This is a genomic window from Azospirillum sp. (genome assembly GCF_050789165.1).
This window is the reverse complement of the sequence record NZ_JBOZRT010000159.1, coordinates 20,300-41,388: the sequence shown is the minus strand read 5'-3', so window position 1 is coordinate 41,388 and position 21,089 is coordinate 20,300. Positions and strand designations below refer to the sequence as shown.

The following is a 21,089-nucleotide window of genomic DNA, read 5'->3' as shown; positions in this document are numbered from 1 at the left end:
TCTTTCAACGTCACCCCCGCGAAGGCGGGGATCCATAATCCCCAAAGCACGCGGTTGTGGAACGTATGGATCCCCGCCTTCGCGGGGATGACGAACGAAAAAACGCCGATCGACGAGGGAATCAAGGCAGATGACCCACACCTACACCCGCCGCTACACCGGCCCGCTCAAGGCCGTGGTGCTCGACTGGGCCGGCACGACCGTCGATTTCGGCTGCCTCGCCCCGGCCGCCGCCTTCATGGAAGCGTTCCGCCGGTCCGGCGTCGACATCACGCTGGAGCAGGCGCGCGCCCCCATGGGCATGCCCAAGTGGAACCACATCCAGGCGATCACCCGCATGCCCCCCGTCGCCCAGGCGTGGGCCGCCAAGCGTGGCGAGGCGCCGACCGACGTCGACGTGGACGCGCTGTACGAGCGCTTCCTGCCGCTCCAGGTCGGCGTGGTGGCCGAGCATTCGGCGCTGATCCCCGGCGCGCTCGACGCGGTCGAGGCCATGCGCGCCCGCGGCCTCAGGATCGGCTCGACCACCGGCTACCCGGCGCCGGTGATGGAGGTGGTGATCGCCGAGGCGGCGAAGCAGGGCTACCGTCCCGACTGCGTCGTCTGCGCCGGCGAGACGCCGGCTGGCCGCCCCGGCCCCTACATGGCGCTGAAGTGCCTGATCGATCTGCAGGTCTCGCCCGTGCAGGCCTGCGTGAAGATCGGCGACACGGTGGTGGACGTCGAGGAGGGGCTGAACGCCGGCATGTGGACCATCGCGCTGACCGACACCGGCAACGAGGTCGGCCTGCCGCTGGCCGAGTGGCGTTCCCTGCCGGAGGAGAAGCGCGCCGCGCTGCGCGCCCCCGCCGCCGACAAGCTGGCGCGCGCCGGGGCGCACTACGTGGTGCCGAGCTTGGCTGACGCGCTGCCGCTGCTCGACGTGATCGAGGCGCGGCTGGCCCGCGGGGAGACGCCGTAGCCCCGTGCCGTTCTCCCTCGCCGCCCTGGTCCTGCTGTCGGCCGCACTGCACCCGGTCTGGAACGTCCTGGTCAAGCGCGACGCCAGCCCGGCGGGCTCCTTCCTGATCCTCGGCAGCACGCTGGTGGGGATCGGGATCGTGCAGGCGCTGGCCACGGGCGTGGCGCTGTGGCCGTCGGCCGAGGTGTGGCCGGCACTGCTGGCCTCGGCCGGCGGGCAGATGCTGTACGGCACGGCGCTGGCGCTCGCGCTGCGGCGCGGCGACCTGTCCGCCTACTACCCGGTCGTGCGCGCCTCGCCGGTGGCGGTGGTGGGCTTCGGCTGGCTGGTCGAGGGGCGCAGCTACGGCGCGCCGCTGCTGGTCGGCATCGCGCTGGTGCTGGCCGGCGGCTTCCTGCTACAGGCGCGGCCGGGCAAGCGCTTCGACGACCCGCCCACGCTGGCGGCGGCGGTGGTCGCCATGCTCGGCTCGGCGGTCTATTCGGTCGCCGACGGGCGCGCCATGCAGCTGGCCTCGCCGGAGCTGGTGCTGGTCTGGGCGCAGGGCCTGGCGCTGCCGGTGGAACTTCTGGCCTTCCGCCTGATCGGCATGCCGGTGCGCCTGGGCGGGCGCCGCGGCCTGTTGAGCGGCATGGCGGCGGGGGCCATCGCCTACGCGTCGTATTACCTGATCCTGCTGGTCTACCAGCTCGGCGGCAGCGTCGCGGCGGTGACCAGCGTGCGGCAGGCCTCCATCCCGCTGTCGGTGCTGATGGGGGCGCTGTGGCTGGGCGAGCGGAACCTCGCCGCGCGGCTCGGCGCCTCGCTGGTGGTGGCCGCGGGAATCGTGCTGATCGTGCTGAACCGGTGATGGGCCAGTGAAAGGGAGGGTGCGGTGACCGGCGAACGCTCCGAAGGCGACATCAACCTGGGCCCCCGGCGCGCCGCCTGGGCCGAGCGGCAAGTCGGCCCGCGCTCCCGCGAACTGGTCGAGCGCGACGCGCGCGCCTTCCTGCGCCAGTCGCTGTCCACCCCCTGCCTGAGCGCCGTGCGCAAGGCCGAGGGCATCTGGATCGAGGACGCCGACGGCCGGCGCTTCATGGACTTCCACGGCAACAGCGCGCACCACATCGGCTACGCCCACCCGCGCCTGCGGGACGCGCTCAAGCGCCAGCTCGACGACCTCACCTTCGCGCCGCGCCGCTTCGCCTGCGAGGAGGCGGCGGAGCTGGCGGAGCGGCTGGCCTCCCTGTCGCCGACCGGTCCGGGGTCGAAGGTGCTGTTCGCGCCGGGCGGGTCGGAGGGGATCGAGATCGCGCTGAAGCTCGCCCGCGTGGCGACCGGCCGCTTCAAGACGGTGTCGTTCTGGGATGCCTTCCACGGCGCCGGCTTCGGCGCGGTCAGCGTCGGCGGCGAGTCCGTCTTCCGCTCGCACGGCATCGGCCCGCTGCTGCCCGGCACCGAGCACGTCGCCCCCTTCGCCTGCTCGCGCTGCCCCTACGGCTTCCCGTCAAGGAGCGGTGCTCCCGACCTCGACGCCTGTCGCATGGCCTGCGCCCGCATGGTGCGCTACGCGCTGGAGAAGGAGGGCGACGTCGCCGCCGTGGTGGCCGAGCCGGTGCGCGCCGTCCCCTACGTGCCGCCGCCGGGGTTCTGGGCCGCCGTGCGGCAGGCCTGCGACGAGGCCGGCGCGCTGTTGATCTTCGACGAGATCCCGACCGGCCTCGGCAAGACCGGCGCGCTGTTCAGCCACGAACCATTCGGCGCGACGCCGGACATCCTGGTGCTGGGCAAGGCGCTGGGCGGCGCCATGCTGCCGCTGGCCGCGGTGATCGCCCGCGACGGACTGGACGTCGCCGCCGACCGGGCGCTGGGGCACTACACGCACGAGAAGAACCCGCTGCTCGCCCGCGCCGGCCTGACGACGCTGGACATCATCCGCGACGAGGGGCTGGTCGAGCGCGCCGCCGACCTCGGCGCCTACGCCCGCGCCCGGCTGGAGGAGATGGCGGCCCGCGTCGGCGGCGTGGCCGAGGTGCGCGGCGCCGGCCTGCTGATCGGCGTCGAGCTGGTGCGCCCGGACGGCGCGCCCGACGCCGACCGGGCGGAGGCGGTGCTGTACGCCGCGCTGGAGCGCGGGCTGAGCTTCAAGACGACGATGGGCAGCGTGCTGACCCTGTCGCCGCCGCTGACCATCGCCCGCGAGGATCTCGACCGCGCGCTGGACATCCTTGAGGAGTGCCTTGCGGCCAGCTGAGCGCGAGAAAGCTGTCGCTGGCGGCCGGCCTTGCGCTATGTAGGCGCCATGAGCACAGACGCCGACTTCGAGATCTACGTGGTGACCGCCCCCGGCCTGGAATCGGTGCTGTGCGCGGAGACGCAGGCCAAGGGCTTCCGCGAGCCGACGCCCGGCAAGGGCGGCGTGACGCTGAAGGGCGGCTGGCCGGAGGTCTGGCGGGCGAACCTGGAGCTGCGCGGCGCCACCCGCGTGCTGGCGCGCGTCGCCGCGTTCCGGGCGTTCCACCTCGCCCAGCTCGACAAGCGGGCGCGCCGCGTCCCCTGGGCGGAGATCCTGCGCCCCGACGTGCCGGTGCGTGTCGAGGCGTCCTGCAAGGGCTCGCGCATCTACCACGCCGGCGCCGCCGCGCAGCGCATCGAGCGCGCCATCCGCGAGGAGCTGGGCGCCCCGGTCTCCGACGAGGCCGCGGTCGTGATCAAGGCGCGCATCGACGACGACCTCTGCACCATCAGCATCGACACGTCCGGCGAGTCCCTGCACAAGCGCGGCCACAAGGAAGCGGTCAACAAGGCGCCGATGCGGGAGACGCTGGCCTCCCTCTTCCTGCGCCAGTGCGGGTTCGACGGGCGCGAGCCGGTGGTCGATCCGATGTGCGGGTCCGGCACCTTCGTCATCGAGGCGGCGGAGATCGCCGCCGGCCTGAACCCCGGCCGGTCGCGGAGCTTCGCCTTCGAGCAGCTCGCCAGCTTCGACGCCGCGGCGTGGCAGCGTCTGCGCGGCACCGGCGACGGCGTCACGCCCACCGTCCGCTTCCACGGCAGCGACCGCGACGCGGGCGCCGTCAGCATGAGCCGCGCCAACGCCGAGCGCGCCGGCGTCGCCGGCTTCACCGAGTTCCGCCAGCACGCGATCAGCGACCTCACGGCGCCCGAGGGGCCGCCCGGCCTCGTCATCGTCAACCCGCCCTACGGCGGCCGCATCGGCGACACCAAGCAGCTCTACCCGCTCTACCACGCGCTCGGGCAGACGCTGCTGGGCGGGTTTTCCGGCTGGCGCGTCGGCTTGGTGACCAACGAGGCGTCGCTCGCCAAGGCGACCGGCCTGCCCTTCGCGCCGCCGGGCGCTCCGGTGTCGCATGGCGGCATCCGGGTGACGCTGCACCAGACCGGCCCGCTGCCCTGAAGCCCGGACGCGGGTGGACCAAGGGGCAAACCCTCGGACCACCCGCCGGAACGCGTCAGGCGGACACGGTCTTCTGCGTCTGCACGCCCAGCCCCTGGACGCCCAGCTTCATGGTCTGGCCGGCGCGCAGGAACACCGGCGGCTTCTGGCCCATGCCGACGCCCGGCGGCGTGCCGGTGGAGATGATGTCACCCGGCTGCAGGCTCATGAAGCGGCTGAGGTAGCTGACCAGATGCTTCACCCCGTACACCATGGTACGGGTCGAGCCGTTCTGGTAGCGCTTGCCGTCCACCTCCAGCCACATGTCCAGGGCCTGCGGGTCCTCCACCTCGTCGGCCGTCACCAGCCACGGGCCGACCGGGCCGAAGGTGTCGTGGCTCTTGCCCTTCACCCACTGGCCGGTGCCTTCCAGCTGGAAGGCGCGCTCCGACACGTCGTTGACGATGCAGTAGCCGGCGACGTGCTTCAGCGCGTCCTCCTCGGAGACGTACTTGGCCGGCGCGCCGATGACGATGCCCAGCTCGACCTCCCAGTCGGTCTTCTCGGAGCCGCGCGGGATCTCCACGTCGTCGTCGGGGCCGACGATGCAGCTGGTCGGCTTCATGAAGACCACCGGCTCCTTCGGCACGGGCATGCCGGATTCGGCGGCGTGGTCGGCGTAGTTGAGGCCGATGCAGACGAACTTGCCGACCCGGCCGACGCAAGGCCCGAGGCGCGGCGTGCCCTGGACCAGCGGCAGCGAGGCCGGGTCGATTCCGCGCAGCTTCGCCAGCCCGGCGGGGGTCAGCGCGTCGCCGGCGACGTCGTCCAGCGTGCCGGACAGGTCGCGGATGCGGCCCTCCGCGTCGAGCAGTCCGGGCTTCTCCTGGCCCTTGGGGCCGTAGCGCAGCAGCTTCATGGTGTCTCTGTTCCCTTATGTGTTTTACAGCGTCCAGCCACCGTCGATAACGTGGATCGCCCCGGTCGTGAAGGAAGACTCGTCGGAGGCCAGGTATACCGCCAGCGCGGCGATCTCCTCCGGCCGGCCCAGCCGGCCCAGCGGCTGGCGGGCGATGAAGGCGGCGCGGGCCTTTTCCAGATCGCCCTGCGCGGCGATGCGCTCGTCCAGCGAGGGGGTCTGCACGGTGCCGGGGCAGATGGCGTTGCAGCGGATGCCCTGGGTGATGAAGTCCGCCGCGACCGACTTGGTCAGGCCGATCACCGCGGCCTTGGTGGTGCCGTAGACGAAGCGGTTGGGGGCGCCCTTGATGCTGCTGGCGCCCGAGGACATGTTGACGATGCTGCCGCCGCCCGCCTTCAGCATGGCCGGCAGGAAGGCCCTGATCATCCGGCACATCGACTTGACGTTGAGGTCGAAGGCGAAGTCCCACTGCTCCTCGGTGCACTCCAGCACCGTGCCGGCGTGCACGAAGCCGGCGCAGTTGAACAGCGCGCCCACCGCGCCGACCTCCGCCGCCAGCGCGTTCACCGCGGCGTTGTCGCGCACGTCGAGCCGGCGAACCTCGATGGCCGGGTTCTCCTTCGCCAGCGCGGCGAGCGCCGGCTCGTTGATGTCGGTGGCCAGCACGCGCGCCCCCTCCGCCGCGAAGGCGAGCGCCGAGGCGCGCCCGATGCCCTGCCCCGCCGCGGTGATCAGCGCGGTCTTTCCCTTCAGTCGGTCCGCCATGGTTCCCCTCCTGGTCAGTACGTCGCCCGGCCGCCGCTGAGGTCGAAGACCGCGCCGGTGGTGAAGGAGTTCTCGGCCGACACCAGCCACGCCACCATCGACGCGATCTCCTCCACCTGCACGAAGCGCCCGCGCGGGATCTTGGAGAGCATGTAGCCGATGTGCTCCTCGGTCATCTGCTCGAAGATCCGGGTGCGCGCGGCGGCGGGGGTGATGGCGTTGACGGCGATGTCGTGGCCGGCCAGCTCCTTGCCCAGCGACTTGGTCAGCGCGATGACGCCGGCCTTGGCGGCGCTGTAGGCGGAGGCGTTGGGATTGCCCTCCTTGCCGGCGATGGAGGCGGTGCAGACGATGCGGCCGTAGTTCCGCGCGATCATCCCCGGCACCACGGCGCGGCAGCACAGGAAGACGCCGGTCAGGTCGATCTCCAGCACGCGGCGCCACTCCTCCGGCGGGTATTCCCAGACCTTGAGGTTGGGGCCGGAGATGCCGGCGTTGGCGACCAGGATGTCGATGCCGCCGAGGCGTCCGGTGGTCTCGGCCAGCGCCGCGTCGACGCTGGCGGCGTCGGTGACGTCCACGGCGACGCCGTGCGCCGCGGGTCCCAATTGCGCTGCGGCCTGCCCGGCCAGGGCGGCGTCCTGGTCCCACAGGGCGACCGTGGCGCCGGACGCCAGCAGCCGTTCGGCGACGGCCCGCCCGATGCCCTGGGCGCCGCCGGTGACGACGGCGCGCCGGCCGTCGAGGTCGATGCGGTTCATGTGTCCTCCCTAAGGTCTCTGCGCTGGGCCCCCACCCAACCCTCCCCCACTGCGCGGGGGAGGGCTCAGTTCCTCCCCCCGCGAAGTGGGGGAGGTTAGGAGGGGGGCCCTACGCGAGCACTTTTCAAATCAATGCGATTCCCGCGGCACCGCCGCCCCCCGGCACCCCACGAGGAAGTCGAAGTCCGCGCCCTTGTCGGCCTGCATCACGTGCTCGACGTACAGCGACTGGTAGCCGCCCTTCATCGCCGGCTCCGGCGCCGTCCACTCGCCGCGGCGGCGCTCCAGTTCGGCGTCGGAGACGTGCAGGTGCAGGGTGCGCGCTTCGACGTCCAGCTCGATCTGGTCGCCGTCGCGCACCAGCGCCAGCGGGCCGCCGGCCGCCGCCTCCGGGCAGACGTGCAGCACCACCGTGCCGTACGCCGTGCCGGACATGCGGGCGTCGGAGATGCGCACCATGTCGGTGATGCCCTTCTGCAGCACCTTGGGCGGCAGGCCCATGTTGCCGACCTCGGCCATGCCGGGATAGCCCTTGGGGCCGCAGTTCTGCAGCACCATCACGCAGGTCTCGTCGATGTCCAGGGCCGGGTCCTCGATGCGCGCGTGGTAGTCCTCGATGCTGCTGAACACCACCGCGCGCCCCCGGTGCTTCATCAGGTGCGGCGAGGCCGCCGACGGCTTCAGCACCGCGCCGTCCGGCGCCAGGTTGCCGCGCAGCACCGCGACGCCGCCGTGCTCGACCAGGGGCCGGTCAAATCCGCGGATGACCTCCTCGTTCCAGTTCTTGGCGCTCTCGCAGTTCTCCCAGAGGGTGCGGCCGTTCACCGTCAGCGCGTCCTTGTGCAGCAGCCCCTGCTCGCCCAGCGCCCGCACCACGGCGGGCACGCCGCCGGCGTAGTAGAAGTCCTCCATCAGGAAGCGGCCGGACGGCATCAGGTCGACCAGCGTCGGCACCTCGCGGCCCAGCCGGTCCCAGTCGTCGAGCGACAGCTCCACGCCGATGCGGCCGGCCATGGCGATCAGGTGGATGACGGCGTTGGTCGAGCCGCCGATGGCGCCGTTGACGCGGATGGCGTTCTCGAAGTTCGCCTTCGTCATGATCTTGTCGAGCGTCAGGTCCTCATGGACCATCTCGACGATCCGCCGCCCGGCCATGTGCGCCAGCACGTTGCGGCGGGAGTCGGCTGCGGGGATGGCGGCGTTCTGCGGCAGGCCGAGGCCCAGCGCCTCGACCATCGACGCCATGGTGGAGGCGGTGCCCATGGTCATGCAGTGGCCGACCGAGCGCGACATGCACGCCTCGGCGTCCATGAAGTCCTCCAGGCTCATCTTGCCGGCCTTGACGTCCTCGCTGAACTGCCACACCGCGGTGCCCGAGCCGATCAGCCCGCCGCGGTAGTGGCCGTTCAGCATCGGCCCGCCGGACACCACGATGGTCGGCAGGTTGCAGCTCGCCGCGCCCATCACCAGCGACGGCGTGGTCTTGTCGCAGCCGCAAAGCAGCACGACGCCGTCGATGGGATTGCCGCGGATCGACTCCTCCACGTCCATCGACGCCAGGTTGCGGAACAGCATGGCGGTCGGGCGCAGGTTGGTCTCGCCCAGCGACATGACCGGGAACTCCAGGGGGAAGCCGCCGGCCTCCAGCACGCCGCGCTTCACCCGCTCGGCCAGCAGGCGGAAATGGGCGTTGCAGGGCGTCAGCTCCGACCAGGTGTTGCAGATGCCGATCACCGGGCGGCCGTCGAACATGTGGCTGGGGTGGCCCTGGTTGCGCATCCAGGAGCGGTGGATGAAGCCGTCCTTGTCGTGTCCGCCGAACCACGCCTGGGAGCGCAGCTTTTTCCGTTCGGTCATCGACCCCTCCTCATCGAATGGTCTCCTTGGCGTTGCGGATGTCCTCGGCGGCGTGCTCGAGCAGGTCGCGCATCGCGGCGCGCGCCGCTTCCGCGTCGCGGTCGCGGATGGCGTCGAGCACCGCGCGGTGGCGCGGCATCGACCGTTCGTGCGCGCCGGGCGGCATCTTCGACAGGCGGAAGCTGGCGCTGAGCGCCGCGCGGATCAGCGCGCCGAGCGGGCGCAGGAAGGCGTTGTGCGTCGCGGCCATGACGGCGAGGTGGAAGCGCACGTCGGGGTCCACCGAGCTTTCGATGTCCGGGGCGCGCTCCATGTCGGCGTAGGCGGCGGCAATCTCCGCGATCTCCGCCTCGCTGGCGCGTCCGGCAGCGAGCGCAGCGGCGTGCGGCTCGACGACGCGGCGGATCTCCATCAGGTCCTCGGCCACGCCCGGCAGGTCGGCGCCGGCGCACTGCCACGCCAGCACGTCGGGGTCGAGCATGTTCCAGTCCGCGCGCGGGCGGACGCGGGTGCCGATCTTCGGGCGCGCCTCGACCAGCCCCTTGGAGGCCAGCACCTTCACCGCCTCGCGCAGCACGGTGCGGCTGACGCCGAAGGACGCGCCCAGCACCGCCTCCGACGGCAGCAGCGCGCCCGGCTCGTAGCCGCCGCCGGCGATGCGCGCGCCCAGGTCCTGCACCACCCGCCCGTGCAGGCTGCGCCGCGCGTTGAGCGTTGGGGCCGGAGCGTCGAGCATGTCACTCCTTCACCGCGCCGGTCATGCTGGCGACGTAGTGCTCGACGAAGAAGGAATAGAGGATCGCCACCGGCAGCGAGCCCAGCAGCGCCCCCGCCATCAGCGAGCCCCAGTGGTAGACATCGCCCTCCACCAGTTCGGTGATGACGCCGACGGGGACGGTCTTCTGCTCGGACGACTGGATGAAGGTCAGCGCGTAGATGAACTCGTTCCAGCTCAGCGTGAAGGCGAAGATGCCCGCCGAAATCAGCCCCGGCACCGCCAGGGGCAGCAGGATCTTCACCAGGATCTGCAGGCGCGACGCGCCGTCCATCAGCGCGCATTCCTCCAGCTCGTAGGGGATCGAGCGGAAATAGCCCATCAGCAGCCAGGTGCAGAACGGGATCAGGAAGGTCGGGTAGGTGAGGATCAGCGCCCACTTGGTGTCGAACAGCCCGTAGGCGAACACCATGGAGGCCAGCGGAATGAACAGGATCGACGGCGGCACCAGATAGGCGAGGAAGATCGCCAGCCCGACGAAACGGGCGCCCTTGAAGCGCAGCCGCTCGATGGCGTAGGCGGCGCACACCGCGCAGAACAGCGACAGGAAGGTGGAGACCACCGAGACCAGCAGCGTGTTGAGCAGCCACTCCGGATAGGCGGTGCGGAACAGCAGCTTCTCGATGTTGGCCAGGGTCGGGTGCGCCACCCAGAACGGGCTGAAGTTCTGGAAGTCGTACAGTTCCTCGTTCGATTTGAAGGCGGTGATGCCCATCCAGTAGAACGGGAACAGCAGCACGAACAGGAACAGCAAGAGCGGGATGTACACCGTCACCCAGCGGCGCGGGATGGACGTCAGGTAGTCCATGCCGTCGGCGGGCGCCTCGTCTTTGTTGCGCGCCATGGTGTCCTCCTCAATCGCCGCCGCCCTGTTGCCAGCGGCGGCGTTGCAGGCCGAAATAGCTGAACAGGATGGCCGCCAGCAGGAACGGGATCATCGACACCGCGATGGCCGCGCCCTCGCCCAGGTTGCCGCCGGGGATGGCGCGCTGGAACGACAGGGTCGCCATCAGGTGCGTGGCGTTCAGCGGCCCGCCGCGGGTCAGCACGTAGATCAGCTGGAAGTCGGTGAAGGTGAACAGCACCGAGAAGGTCATCACCACCGCGATGATCGGCGTCAGCATCGGGAAGGTGACGAAGCGGAAGCGCTGCCACGGCGTGGCGCCGTCGATCACCGCCGCCTCGTACAGCGACGGCGGGATGGTCTGCAGCCCGGCCAGCAGCGTGATCGCCACGAAGGGGATGCCACGCCAGATGTTCGCCATGATGACGCTGGCCCGCGCCCACGCCGGGTCGCCCAGGAAGTTGATGTAGTGGTCGATCAGCCCGAGCCGCACCAGGATCCACGACACGATGGAGAACTGCGGGTCGTAGATCCACCAGAAGGCGATGGCCGACAGCGCCGTCGGCACGATCCACGGCAGCAGCACGATGGCGCGCAGGAACGCCTTGAACGGCAGGTGGTGGTTCAGCAGCAGCGCCAGCCAGAGGCCGAGCGCGAACTTGAACACGCTGGCGGCCACCGTGTAGAGCAGCGTGTTGGTGACCGACAGCCAGAACACGGTGTCGGTCCACAGCATCTCGTAGTTCTCGAGGCCGATGTACGAGCCGCCGCGCCCGACCCGCGCGTCGGTCATGCCGAGCCAGACGCCCAGCCCCAGCGGGTAGGCGAGGAACAGCAGCAGCACGGTGGCGGCGGGCAGCATGAACAGCAGCCCGAGGAACCCGCGGCTCTCGGCGAGGCGGAAGCGCGGGGCATGCCGGGACGCGGCCGTGGCGCCGTGGGCCTTGGTGTCGACGTACATCGTGAGCCTCCCACTCCCCTCTCCCCTCCGGGGAGAGGGTCAGGGTGAGGGGGTCCTGCGTCGCGGACGTCCGGCGTCCCTCGCGAACCCCCTCACCCGGCCCTGCGGGCCACCCTCTCCCCGGAGGGGAGAGGGGACCATTCCCGGACGCCGCTTACGTCTTGTAGTACCGCATGACCCGCTTCTCGGCGCGGGCGGCGGCGTCCTTCGGCGTCTGCTGCCCCGAGGCGGCCTCGGCGAACATGTTGACCACCACGTAGTCGGCCATCGCCGCCGCCGACGCCGGCCCGAGCTTCCCGCTGTAGCCGTTCCACAGCATGTTCTTCACCGTGTCGCGGTACGGCGTGTGCTTGGGATCGGAGGTCCAGATCGGGTTGCTCTCGTACGCGGCGAGCGGCTGCGTGACGTAGCCGATGGCGGCCTGCTGCCAGGGCTCGTACTGCTCCTTCTCCATCATGAAGCGCAGGTACTCCTTGGCCGCATTCGGGTACTTGGAATACTTGAACACCATGCCCTGGGAGAACAGGTGCAGCTCGGTCGGCCGGCCGACCGGGCCGACCGGCATGTTGGCGTGCTCGATGTCCTTGGCCATCGCCTGCATCGCCGGATCCGGCGAGTTCTTGGCCGAGTAGTAGACCGAGATGCCGTTCGCCGTGCAGCCGATCTCGCCGGCCAGGAAGGCCTTGTTGTTGTTGGGGTCGAGCCAGGACAGCGTGCCGGGGATGAAGGTCTTGTACAGCTCGGCCACGTACTCCAGCGCGCGCACCGTCTCCGGGCTGTTGATGACGACGTTGTTGTTGTCGTCCACCATGCGGCCGCCGAACGCCCAGAGGAAGCTGTGCGTCCAGGTGTTGCCGTCGCCCACCGCGTTGCCCAGCGCGAAGCCGGCCGGGTGCCCCTTGGCGTGCATCGCCTTGCAGGCCTTGAGGAAGCCGTCGGTGTCCGTCGGCATCTTTTCGAAGCCGGCCTCCTGCAGCCAGGACTTGCGGTAGACGATGCAGTTGCCGGCGGCGCCCACCGGCAGGCCGATCCACTTGCCGTCGCGCATGCCGTAGCGCTTCGGCGCGTCGTACCAGCCGCCATACTTGGCGCCCAGGTACTCGGCGAGGTCGGTCAGGTCCACCAGCTTGTCCGGGTACTGGTGCGGGTCGTCGAACCAGCCGAAGATGATGTCCGGCCCGGAGCCGACGTTCGCCGCGACGGCCGCCTTCGGCCGGATGTCCTCCCAGGATTCCGCGTCGATGCGCACCTTGATGCCGGTGGCCTTGGTGAACTTCTCGGTGTTCGCCATCCAGCCGTCCTCGTCGCCCTGGACGAACTTCTTCCAGCGCAGCACGCGCAGCTCGGCGCCCTTCTCGGGCTCCAGCTTGAAGTCCGCCGCGAAGCTGCTGCCCGGGGCCAAACTCAAGGCCGACACCGCGGCGCCCGCCTTCAGAACGTCGCGTCTGGTGAACTCCATGACCGTCCCTCCCTTGGTTGGGTCGCCGGCTCCGCCGGTCGGCCGTTGGTTTCCCGTTCTGCTCCCGCTAAAGCCGCTGCCCGCTCGCCGCGTCGAACACGTGCCCCGCGCCCGGCTTCGGCACGAGGCGCAGCCGCTCGCCGGGGCGCAGCGGGTGGCGCTCGGTGGTGGCGGCGCAGGCAATGGTGCCACCGACCTTGCAGAACACCAGCGTGTTGTCGCCGGTCGGCTCGATCACCTCCACCTCCGCGGGCAGCCCCTGTTCGGCGTCCGAGGCGATGCGCAGGTGGCCCGGCCGGATGCCGTAGACGACCTTCTGCCCCTCCTCGCCGCCCACGCCGGGCTCGACCTCCAGCGCCAGGGTGTCGTCGGTGACCACGAACGTTTTCCCGTCCCGGCGGCGCAGCAGGCCGCGGAACAGGTTCATGGCGGGGGAGCCGATGAAGCCGGCGACGAACAGGTTGGCCGGGCGGTCGTACAGCTCCAAGGGCGTGCCGATCTGCTCGACGTGGCCGTCGTGCATGACGACGATGCGGTCGGCCATGGTCATCGCCTCGATCTGGTCGTGCGTGACGTAGACCGAGGTGGTGCGCAGCCGCTGGTGCAGCGCCTTGATCTCCGTGCGCATCTGCACGCGCAGCTTGGCGTCCAGGTTGGACAACGGCTCGTCGAACAGGAACACCTGCGGATCGCGCACGATGGCGCGCCCCATCGCCACCCGCTGCCGCTGCCCGCCGGAGAGCTGGCGCGGGTAGCGTCCCAGGTACGGCCCGAGGTCGAGGATGTCCGCCGCCTGCTCCACCCGCTTCTTGATCTCGTCGGCGGGGGCTTTACGCAGCTTCATGCTGAACGCCATGTTGTCGAAGACGTTCATGTGCGGGTACAGCGCGTAGTTCTGGAACACCATGGCGATGTCCCGTTCCTTCGGCGGCACCTGGTTGACCACCCGGCCGCCGATGGAGATCTCGCCGCCGCTGATCTGCTCCAGCCCGGCGATCATGCGCAGCAGCGTCGACTTGCCGCAGCCGGACGGGCCGACCAGCACGACGAACTCCTCGTCGCCGATGTCGACATCGATGCCGTGGATCACCTCGTGCACGCCGAAGGCCTTGCGCACCTTGCGGATATCGACCGACGCCATGCGTTATCCCTCCGCCCCATCTTTTTCCAGGGGCCAGCCGCGCGCGTCCGACAGCCAGGCGCGGTTGACGCAGTTGATCAGCCGCCCGTCGCGTAGCGCCGCCGTCACCACCTCGGCCGACTTGCGGCGCAGGTCGCGGATGCTGTCCGGCGAGTAGAAGGCCGAATGCGGGCTGAGCAGCAGGCGCCCGGCGATCCAGGATTCGGCGTTGCGCCACGCGGTGAACAGCGGGTGGTCGATGTCGCGGGCGATCGGCTCCACCGGCATGACGTCGAGCGCCGCTCCGGCCAGCCGTCCGCCCGCCAGCGCCTCGTGCAGCGCATCGAGGTCCACCACCGGCCCGCGCGCCGTGTTGACCAGGATCTGCCCCGGTTTCGACGCCGCGAACGCCGCCGCGTCGAGCATCCGGTGCGTCTCCCGGGTCAGCGGCGTGTGCACGCTGACCACGTCGGCCCGCCCCATCAGCTCGGCCAGGCTGTCCGCCCGGCCGAAGCCCAGCGACAGCTCGGTCCCGGTCGGCCTGTAGGGGTCGAAGAACATCACCTCCATGCCGAACGCCTTGGCGCGCAGCGCGGTGGCGAGGCCGATGCGGCCCAGCCCGACCACGCCGAACACCAGCCCGCGCAGGCGGCGCAGCAGCGGCGGCCCGTCGAACTTCCAGCCGGCGACGGGGTCGCGCCGCATCGCCTCGTCGAAGCCGGCGGTGCCGCGCGTCAGCGTCAGCAGCATGGCGATAGCGTGGTCGGCGACGTCGGTGGTGCCGTAGTCCGGCACGTTGCACACCGCGATGCCCAGGCGGCCGGCGGCGTCCAGGTCGACATTGTCGAAGCCGACGCCCGCCCGCACCACCACGCGGCAGCGCGGCATGCGCTCCAGCCAGTGCTTGTCCAGCCGCACCTCGTCGTAGGCGAGGACGCCGTCGCAGGTCTCCCAGTCCTCGACCGGGATCTCGGCCTGCGGCAGGTGGCGGCGCGGCACGAAGGCGATGGCGCGGCCGGCGACGCCGCTCTCGATCTCCGCGGCGTCGGTGAACTTGGCATCGGGAATCAGGACGCGCATGGGCCCTCGCGCCGCTCGCGCGCCCGCCCGGCGTGCAGGGGCGAAGGCCCCGCAGCGCGGATCCTGGGCATGGTGTCTCTCCCTCCCTGAACCGGCCGGTTTTCCCCGGTCTCGGCGCGAGTGATCCGTGTCACGGATCATTCGTCATACAAATAACCATCCTCCCCGGCGCGCCGTCCGTCAAGCCCGACCGAAGCGCAGAAGAGGTACCTCTTTCAGCGGATCGCGCTGATGTGATCAGGCGTGACACCCGCGTCCGGCGCCCCAGGCTTATAGTGGCGCGACATGGAGCCAGGGAGGATGAGATGCGCACCGCGTGGACGGGAATGCTGCTGGCCGTGGCGCTCGGCATGAGCGCGTCGGCGCTGGCGCAGGACGCGCCGGAGACGAAGACCGCGGTGTTCGCCGGCGGCTGCTTCTGGTGCATGGAGCCGCCCTTCGACAAGCTCGACGGCGTGGTGGCGACAATTTCCGGCTACACCGGCGGCATGGTGCCGAACCCCACCTACGAGCAGGTCTCCGCCGGCCGCACCGGGCATTACGAGGCGGTGCAGGTGCGCTACGACCCAAAGAAGGTGACCTACGACACGCTGCTGGAGGTCTATTGGCGGCAGGTTGATCCGTTCGACTCCGGCGGCCAGTTCTGCGACCGCGGCAAGCAGTACACCACGGCCATCTTCGTCGCCACCGACGAGGAGCGGCAAAAGGCGGAAGCCTCAAAGGAACAGATCGCCAAGCGCCTCGGCAAGCCGGTGGTGACCCCGGTGCTGCCGGCCGCGACCTTCTTCCCGGCGGAGGACTACCACCAGGACTATTACAAAAAGAACCCGCTGCGTTATAAATACTATCGCTACACGTGTGGCCGCGACCAGCGGCTGGAACAGGTCTGGGGCAACCAGCCCGCCGGCTGAAGTACAACGGCAATGTAGCACGAAGCGTGTCACGGGTATCTTTGTGGCTTGTTTGTGGCTAGACTGCTGTGACAAAAAGCGGATTCCGAGATATGCCAAATCTCCGTTGATGTGGATCAAACGAATCTTAAGAATCCCGCCATAGTGTGCCTGTGACCGGGCGCTGTCAGTGGGGGTGGCGATGGACAAAGATCTCAGAGACGAGGACGCGGCGGCGGTGTGCGAGACCTACGCCTCGGTTCGCCGGCGAATGGACGAGGTCTCCTCGATCGAAATCGCCGTGGAAGTGTTGCGGGCCCGGCAGAGGTCGCTGGGCGTCGAGGCGGCCTGGACGAAGGCCATGTGGGCGCTGGCCCGGGCCGGGCTGCTGAAGGGCGAGCCGCGCTCCCTCGCGTGATACGGGCTTCCCGGTGTCACCCACCGCGCAGGAAGGCGATCAGCTCCCGATTGACGCGTTCCGCCTCCTCATGCTGCAGCCAGTGCGTCGCCCGCTCGAAACGCACCAGCCGGCCGTCGTCGCAAAGGTCCAGCGCCGCGAAAGCCGTGCAGCAGCACGACGGGCGGGGCGCCGTCTGGGCCGGCCAGTTCGACGTGCAGACGCACGCCGTCAATGCCCACGCCGCACGTACTCGAAGTCCAGCGGGCGGCCGTCCAGGCCCTTGGCCGGCGGGGCGATCCAGCCGGCGAACTTGCCGGGCTCCGTAACCGGCACCATCAGCGAGGCGACATAGGCCTCGTCCTCCGGCGACGGCAGCCACTCGTACCGCCGGCGCTGCCACTCGTCGGCCGGCAGCGGTCGCCCCTGGGGATCGACGTGCAGCGCCGACAGGCTGCCGATGGCGCGGTGGAAGGCGCGGTGCGGCAGGGTCAGCCGCACGTCGATGCCCTGCGCCTCGATGATCTTGTTCCAGCGGTCCACGCCGCGCTGGCAGTCCTTGATGTAGTCGTCGCGCAGCCGCTCGTTCAGCGCGGTCAGCGCCGCCGCCTGCTTGGTGACGATGCGGCCCTCCTCGGCGGTGGTCACGGTGTAGGCGGCGTCCTCCAGCACGTGGTCGTCGTCGATCTTCTCCTCGTTGAAGCGGCCCTTCAGGCCAAGGGTGTAGTAGTTGGCGGCGTTGGTGGACAGCTCCTGCCCGAACAGGTCCAGCGACACCGAGAAGTGGAAGTTCAGGTATTTCTGCAAGGTCGCAAGATCGATGCCGCCGAAGCGGCGCACGTCTTGCGCGCGGTGCTCGCGCATCAGCTCGCAGGCGCGCTGGATGACGCGCCCCACCCCGGTCTCGCCGACGAACATGTGGTGCGCCTCCTCGGTCAGCATGAACCGGCAGGAGCGCGCCAGCGGGTCGAAGCCGCTCTCGGCCAGCGAGGCCAGCTGGTACTTGCCGTCGCGGTCGGTGAAGAAGGTGAACATGAAGAACGACAGCCAGTCCGGCGTGCGCTCGTTGAAGGCGCCGAGCAGGCGCGGCTTGTCCGGGTCGCCGGAGTGGCGCTCCAGCATCGCCTCCGCCTCCTCGCGGCCGTCGCGGCCGAAATAGGCGTGCAGCAGGTAGACCATCGCCCACAGGTGCCGCCCCTCCTCGACGTTCACCTGGAACAGGTTGCGCAGGTCGTACAGCGACGGGCAGGTCTGGCCGAGGTGGCGTTGCTGCTCGACCGAGGCCGGCTCGGTGTCGCCCTGCGTCACGATCAGGCGGCGCAGCGTCGCGCGGTGCTCGCCGGGGACCTGCTGCCACGCCGGCTCGCCCTTGTGCACGCCGAAGGCGATGCGGCGGTCCTGGTCGTGCGGGGTGAGGAAGATGCCCCAGCGGTACTCCGGCATCTTGACGTAGCCCCAGTGCGCCCAGCCCCCGGCGTCCACGCCGACCGCGGTGCGCAGGTAGACGTTTAGGTCGCCGGTGCCCACCGGCCCCAGGTCCTGCCACCAGCGCAGGAAGCCCGGCTGCCACTGCTCCAGCGCGCGCTGCAGCCGCTTGTCGTCGGCGAGGTTGACGTTGTTGGGGATGCGGCTGACGTAGTCGATGGCGGTGGTCATGAGCGTCACACCCTCACCTTATCGAACTCGGCGCGGCGGCCGGTTCCGTAGAGTTTCAGGGCACCGGCCTCCCCGGCGGCGTTCGGGCGCTGGAAGATCCAGTTCTGCCAGGCGGAGAGGCGGGCGAAGATCTTGCTCTCGATGGTCTCCGGCCCGCCGAAGCGCAAACTCGCCTCCATGCCGGTCAGCGCGTCGGGGGAGAAGCCGGCGCGCTCCTCCAGCGCCACGCGGATCTCGTCGTCCCAGTCGATGTCGTCGGGGGCGAAGGTGACCAGGCCCTGGTCCAGCGCGTCGTCGCCGTCCAGGTCCTCGCCGATGGAACTCCGCAACGCCTCGGCATGGTCGGGGGCGGCGAGGAAGCGGCTTTGCAGGCGGGTCAGGCCGTTGGGCATCGGCAAGGGGCCGAAGTTCATCGGCGTCAGCCGGATCGCCGGCGCGTCGTCGCCGCCGTCCAGCATGTAGCTGCGGTCGGCCGCCAGCGCGAGTTCCAGCAGCGTGCCGGCGAAGCAGGATCCCTGGTCGATCACCGCGAACAGGCTGCGCGCCGTGACATCCAGCCGCTTGAGCACGCGGGCGAGGTGCAGCGTCGTCTCGCGCAGGAACCAGTCCTCCGGGTCGGCGAGCAGGGCCGCGTCGGCCGCCTCGACCAGCGCCGGGTCGCCGTGCGTCGTCAGCACCCAGGTGCCGAGCGTCGTCTCGTTGAAGCGCAGGTGCAGGATCAGGTCGTCCAGCTCCCGCGCCATAGCGAGCGGCCAGAAGGCCGCGCCGTCCTCCCGCCTCGGGGCCTCGGCGGGCGCGCGCACGGTGATGGTGACGGTGCCGGCGGCGCGGTCGAGCACGGCCGAGACGTGCGCGTAGTCGATGCGGTCGCCCTCGACGCGGCGCTCCACCGCCGGCAGCGCGATACCCTCGCCGGTGCGGGGCGAGCGGCCGGCGAACTCCCTCGCCCGCGCCTGCGCCGCCTCCATCAGCTTGGAACGCGGCACCACCTCGTCGACCAGCCGCCAGTCCACCGCGCGGCGGCCGCGGATGCCCTCCTCCAGGGTGCAGAAGACGTCGGCGTGGTCGCGGCGGACCTTGCGCTTGTCGACCAGCCGGGTCAGCCCGCCGGTGCCCGGCAGCACCGCCAGCAGCGCCACCTCCGGCAGCGACACCGCGGTCGAGCCGTCGTCGGCCATGACGATCCAGTCGGTGGCGAGCGCCAGCTCGTACCCGCCGCCGGCCGCGGTGCCGTTGATGGCGCTGATCCAGGTCTGGCCGGCCTTGCCCGCGGCCTCCTCGATGGCGTTGCGGGTCTCGTTGGTGAACTTGCAGAAGTTCACCTTGTGGTGGTGCGAGGACTGCGCCAGCATCGGGATGTTGGCCCCGGCGCAGAACACCCGGTCCTTGCCCGAGGCGACGATCACGGCGCGCACCTGCGGGTGCTCGAAGCGCAGGCGCTGCACGGCGTCGTTCAGCTCGATATCGACGCCGAGGTCGTAGGAATTGAGCTTCAGCTGGTAGCCCGGCACCAGCCCGCCGTCCTCGGCGACGTCCAGCGTCAGCGTGGCCACGTCGCCATCGACGGCCAGCCGCCAATGCCGGTAGCGGTCCGGATGCGTGCGGAAATCGATCAGAGCGTTGCGCTCCATGGCCTCCCTCCCCAGGGCTGCATCCGGTGTATTTTCTAATTCGGTACCGGATTGCCATAATGGTGTTGCGAACGGATCGCGTTGTCAAGTTGGACGGTGGTCGACGTGGACGGCGACGCTTGGCGCGTCTTGACGCCGCGCACGGTGCCGGTGCTACCATGGTAGTACTCACAAGGGGATCGTGCGGGGGGATGCGGGGATGATCTTCGACTTCGGAATTCTGACCATTCCCATCGTCGGCGCACTGGGCCTGCTGGGATACAGCATCTACTCCGGCCCGGAGATCGTGTTCGAGAAGGTGCCGGTGCCGCACGCGCTGGAGGACCAGGGCTACACGTCCGAGGTCGTCACCCGCCACCTGACCGACGCCGTCCGGCGCATCGGCGAACAGGCGAAATCGAGCCTCCGGTCGGTGGACGTCGATTTCGGGCAGACCGACCGCTCGATGGTCGCGGTGTCCGACTACCTGCACATCACGCCGGTGATCGACGCGGTGCGCCAGATGGGCGGCCTCGTGCCCTACCACTTCGCCGGCGAACTTGTGATGCAGGGCAACGAGGTGGAGTTCCGCCTGCGCGCCTACCCGCGCGAGGGGCAGATCCGCGACATCAAGTACCGCGGCCCGATCGACGAGGTGCCGCGCATCATCGAATCGGTCGCCAACGACGCCATGATGGTGATCGACCCCTATCTGGTCACCCTGTCCGTCCGCCGTGCCGAGGAGCGGGCCGGCAGCAAGGACTTCCCGCGCACGATGGAGTACATCGGCAAGGCGTTCGTGGCGATGCAGCCGGGCGAGCTTCACCTGCTGCACAACCTGTGGGCCCGCACGCTGCTGCTCCAGGGCAAGCCCGAGCAGGCGATGCGCGTCATCGAGCAGGGCATCGCGGCCAGACCTAACCACGGCAGCCTGTACGTCACCAAGGGCCTCATCCTCGCGGCGCAGGACAAGACGGAGGAAGCCATCGCCACGTACGACCGCGGTCTGGAGCTGAATCCCCGGATGGGCGACGTGTATGTGGCGCTCGGCAAGGCGTACGACCGCCTGGGCCGCACCGACGAAGCGGTCGCCCGGCTGCGCCGCGGCATCGAGATGCGCCCGGACGACCCCGCCAACTACCACATGCTGGGCACGCTGCTGAGCAAGCTGGGCCGCCAGGAGGAGGCGGTGGTCGCCTTCCGCGACGCCCTCGCCCACACCAGCACCGAAGTCCGGTACTTCCACGAGTACGGCGCGGCGCTCCAGGCGCCGACGGGCTTCTGATCATGCGCCGCCCCCTCGCCTGCGCCCTGCTGGGCGCCGCCCTGCTCGCCTCGCCCGCCGCTTGGGCCTCCGGCGGCGTCCCCGGCGATTCGGAGAGCCAGCGCCTGGCGCTCGAATGCCTGCTGAAGGCGGCCGAGCGGGTGCCGAAGATCGCCGGCCTGAAGATCGAGAGCGAACACATCGAGCGGCACGGCGACCTGTTCGAGGGCGCCTTCTACGTCAGCGCGGTGCACCGCTTCGTCTACTACGACTTCCAGTGCGGTGTGGACACGGTCTCGTCGACCGACCTCAAGGGCCGCACGGAATCGCTGCCGCGGATCGAGAAGGTGTGGCTGAACCTGCGGCCGCCGGTGAAGAAGTAGGCGAA

21 protein-coding genes are annotated in these 21,089 nt (G+C 70.2%); 8 read left to right on the top strand and 13 right to left on the bottom strand.

Annotated features, from left to right (window positions below):
* Positions 1–130 precede the first annotated feature (130 nt).
* The 4 genes from phnX to ACRWK7_RS33620 are packed head-to-tail and all read left to right on the top strand — an operon-like array spanning position 131 to position 4,361.
* Positions 131–961: a phosphonoacetaldehyde hydrolase gene (gene phnX, locus ACRWK7_RS33635; RefSeq protein WP_431861975.1), complete on the top strand. Its 831-nt coding sequence runs from the start codon at positions 131–133 to the stop codon at positions 959–961.
* 4 nt (positions 962–965) lie between these two features.
* A complete protein-coding gene (locus ACRWK7_RS33630; RefSeq protein WP_431861973.1) occupies positions 966–1,811 on the top strand; it encodes a hypothetical protein in 846 nt (281 codons plus the stop codon).
* A 24-nt stretch (positions 1,812–1,835) separates the two neighbouring features.
* The gene (locus ACRWK7_RS33625; protein WP_431861971.1) at positions 1,836–3,197 is read left to right on the top strand and encodes an aspartate aminotransferase family protein; all 1,362 of its coding nucleotides are present in this window, start codon (positions 1,836–1,838) and stop codon (positions 3,195–3,197) included.
* Positions 3,198–3,245: 48 nt separating this feature from the next.
* Positions 3,246–4,361, top strand: a complete 1,116-nt coding sequence (locus ACRWK7_RS33620; RefSeq protein ID WP_431861969.1) for a THUMP domain-containing class I SAM-dependent RNA methyltransferase — start codon at positions 3,246–3,248, stop codon at positions 4,359–4,361.
* Between the two features lie 55 nt (positions 4,362–4,416).
* Here ACRWK7_RS33620 and ACRWK7_RS33615 read toward each other — a convergent pair whose 3' ends face one another.
* The 10 genes from ACRWK7_RS33615 to ACRWK7_RS33570 form a co-directional block, all read right to left on the bottom strand.
* On the bottom strand, positions 4,417–5,259 hold the full coding sequence (locus tag ACRWK7_RS33615; protein ID WP_431861967.1) for an ureidoglycolate lyase: 843 nt from the start codon (positions 5,257–5,259) through the stop codon (positions 4,417–4,419).
* A 24-nt stretch (positions 5,260–5,283) separates the two neighbouring features.
* Entirely contained in the window at positions 5,284–6,027 is a 744-nt protein-coding gene (locus tag ACRWK7_RS33610; RefSeq protein WP_431861965.1) for an SDR family oxidoreductase, read from the bottom strand.
* Positions 6,028–6,041: 14 nt separating this feature from the next.
* Positions 6,042–6,788 carry an SDR family NAD(P)-dependent oxidoreductase gene (locus tag ACRWK7_RS33605; protein ID WP_431861963.1) on the bottom strand — a complete coding sequence of 249 codons (747 nt, stop codon included), beginning with the start codon at positions 6,786–6,788 and terminating at the stop codon, positions 6,042–6,044.
* Between the two features lie 129 nt (positions 6,789–6,917).
* Positions 6,918–8,645, bottom strand: a complete 1,728-nt coding sequence (araD, locus tag ACRWK7_RS33600) for an L-arabinonate dehydratase (protein ID WP_431861961.1) — start codon at positions 8,643–8,645, stop codon at positions 6,918–6,920.
* A gap of 10 nt (positions 8,646–8,655) precedes the next feature.
* The gene (locus tag ACRWK7_RS33595) at positions 8,656–9,381 is read right to left on the bottom strand and encodes a FadR/GntR family transcriptional regulator (protein WP_431861959.1); all 726 of its coding nucleotides are present in this window, start codon (positions 9,379–9,381) and stop codon (positions 8,656–8,658) included.
* Position 9,382: 1 nt separating this feature from the next.
* A complete protein-coding gene (locus ACRWK7_RS33590) occupies positions 9,383–10,264 on the bottom strand; it encodes a carbohydrate ABC transporter permease (protein ID WP_431861957.1) in 882 nt (293 codons plus the stop codon).
* Positions 10,265–10,274: 10 nt separating this feature from the next.
* Entirely contained in the window at positions 10,275–11,225 is a 951-nt protein-coding gene (locus ACRWK7_RS33585) for a carbohydrate ABC transporter permease (protein ID WP_431861956.1), read from the bottom strand.
* 154 nt (positions 11,226–11,379) lie between these two features.
* The gene (locus tag ACRWK7_RS33580) at positions 11,380–12,684 is read right to left on the bottom strand and encodes an ABC transporter substrate-binding protein (protein WP_431861954.1); all 1,305 of its coding nucleotides are present in this window, start codon (positions 12,682–12,684) and stop codon (positions 11,380–11,382) included.
* A gap of 67 nt (positions 12,685–12,751) precedes the next feature.
* Positions 12,752–13,825, bottom strand: coding sequence for an ABC transporter ATP-binding protein (locus ACRWK7_RS33575; protein ID WP_431861952.1), 1,074 nt, complete (start codon positions 13,823–13,825; stop codon positions 12,752–12,754).
* Between the two features lie 3 nt (positions 13,826–13,828).
* The gene (locus ACRWK7_RS33570) at positions 13,829–14,884 is read right to left on the bottom strand and encodes a C-terminal binding protein (protein WP_431861950.1); all 1,056 of its coding nucleotides are present in this window, start codon (positions 14,882–14,884) and stop codon (positions 13,829–13,831) included.
* 305 nt (positions 14,885–15,189) lie between these two features.
* Between ACRWK7_RS33570 and msrA the strand changes: the two genes are divergently transcribed.
* Both msrA and ACRWK7_RS33560 read left to right on the top strand, forming a co-directional pair.
* The gene (msrA, locus tag ACRWK7_RS33565; protein ID WP_431861948.1) at positions 15,190–15,795 is read left to right on the top strand and encodes a peptide-methionine (S)-S-oxide reductase MsrA; all 606 of its coding nucleotides are present in this window, start codon (positions 15,190–15,192) and stop codon (positions 15,793–15,795) included.
* 181 nt (positions 15,796–15,976) lie between these two features.
* Positions 15,977–16,192 (top strand): hypothetical protein, encoded by a 216-nt coding sequence (locus ACRWK7_RS33560; RefSeq protein ID WP_431861946.1) that lies wholly within the window; start codon positions 15,977–15,979, stop codon positions 16,190–16,192.
* A 16-nt stretch (positions 16,193–16,208) separates the two neighbouring features.
* Here ACRWK7_RS33560 and ACRWK7_RS33555 read toward each other — a convergent pair whose 3' ends face one another.
* From ACRWK7_RS33555 to boxC, 3 genes are read right to left on the bottom strand one after another with little or no spacing between them, the layout of a single operon-like run.
* A complete protein-coding gene (locus tag ACRWK7_RS33555; protein ID WP_431861945.1) occupies positions 16,209–16,406 on the bottom strand; it encodes an alpha/beta fold hydrolase in 198 nt (65 codons plus the stop codon).
* On the bottom strand, positions 16,403–17,827 hold the full coding sequence (boxB, locus tag ACRWK7_RS33550; protein WP_431861943.1) for a benzoyl-CoA 2,3-epoxidase subunit BoxB: 1,425 nt from the start codon (positions 17,825–17,827) through the stop codon (positions 16,403–16,405). Before boxB ends, ACRWK7_RS33555 begins: the two co-directional genes overlap by 4 nt.
* A 5-nt stretch (positions 17,828–17,832) precedes the next feature.
* The gene (boxC, locus tag ACRWK7_RS33545; protein ID WP_431861941.1) at positions 17,833–19,458 is read right to left on the bottom strand and encodes a 2,3-epoxybenzoyl-CoA dihydrolase; all 1,626 of its coding nucleotides are present in this window, start codon (positions 19,456–19,458) and stop codon (positions 17,833–17,835) included.
* A 199-nt stretch (positions 19,459–19,657) separates the two neighbouring features.
* On the opposite strand from boxC, the gene ACRWK7_RS33540 reads away from it, so the two are divergent.
* Positions 19,658–20,722 (top strand): tetratricopeptide repeat protein, encoded by a 1,065-nt coding sequence (locus tag ACRWK7_RS33540; RefSeq protein ID WP_431861939.1) that lies wholly within the window; start codon positions 19,658–19,660, stop codon positions 20,720–20,722.
* A gap of 2 nt (positions 20,723–20,724) precedes the next feature.
* Complete coding sequence (locus tag ACRWK7_RS33535) at positions 20,725–21,084, top strand: hypothetical protein (protein ID WP_431861937.1); 360 nt, start codon at positions 20,725–20,727, stop codon at positions 21,082–21,084.
* The last annotated feature ends 5 nt before the right edge of the window (positions 21,085–21,089 follow it).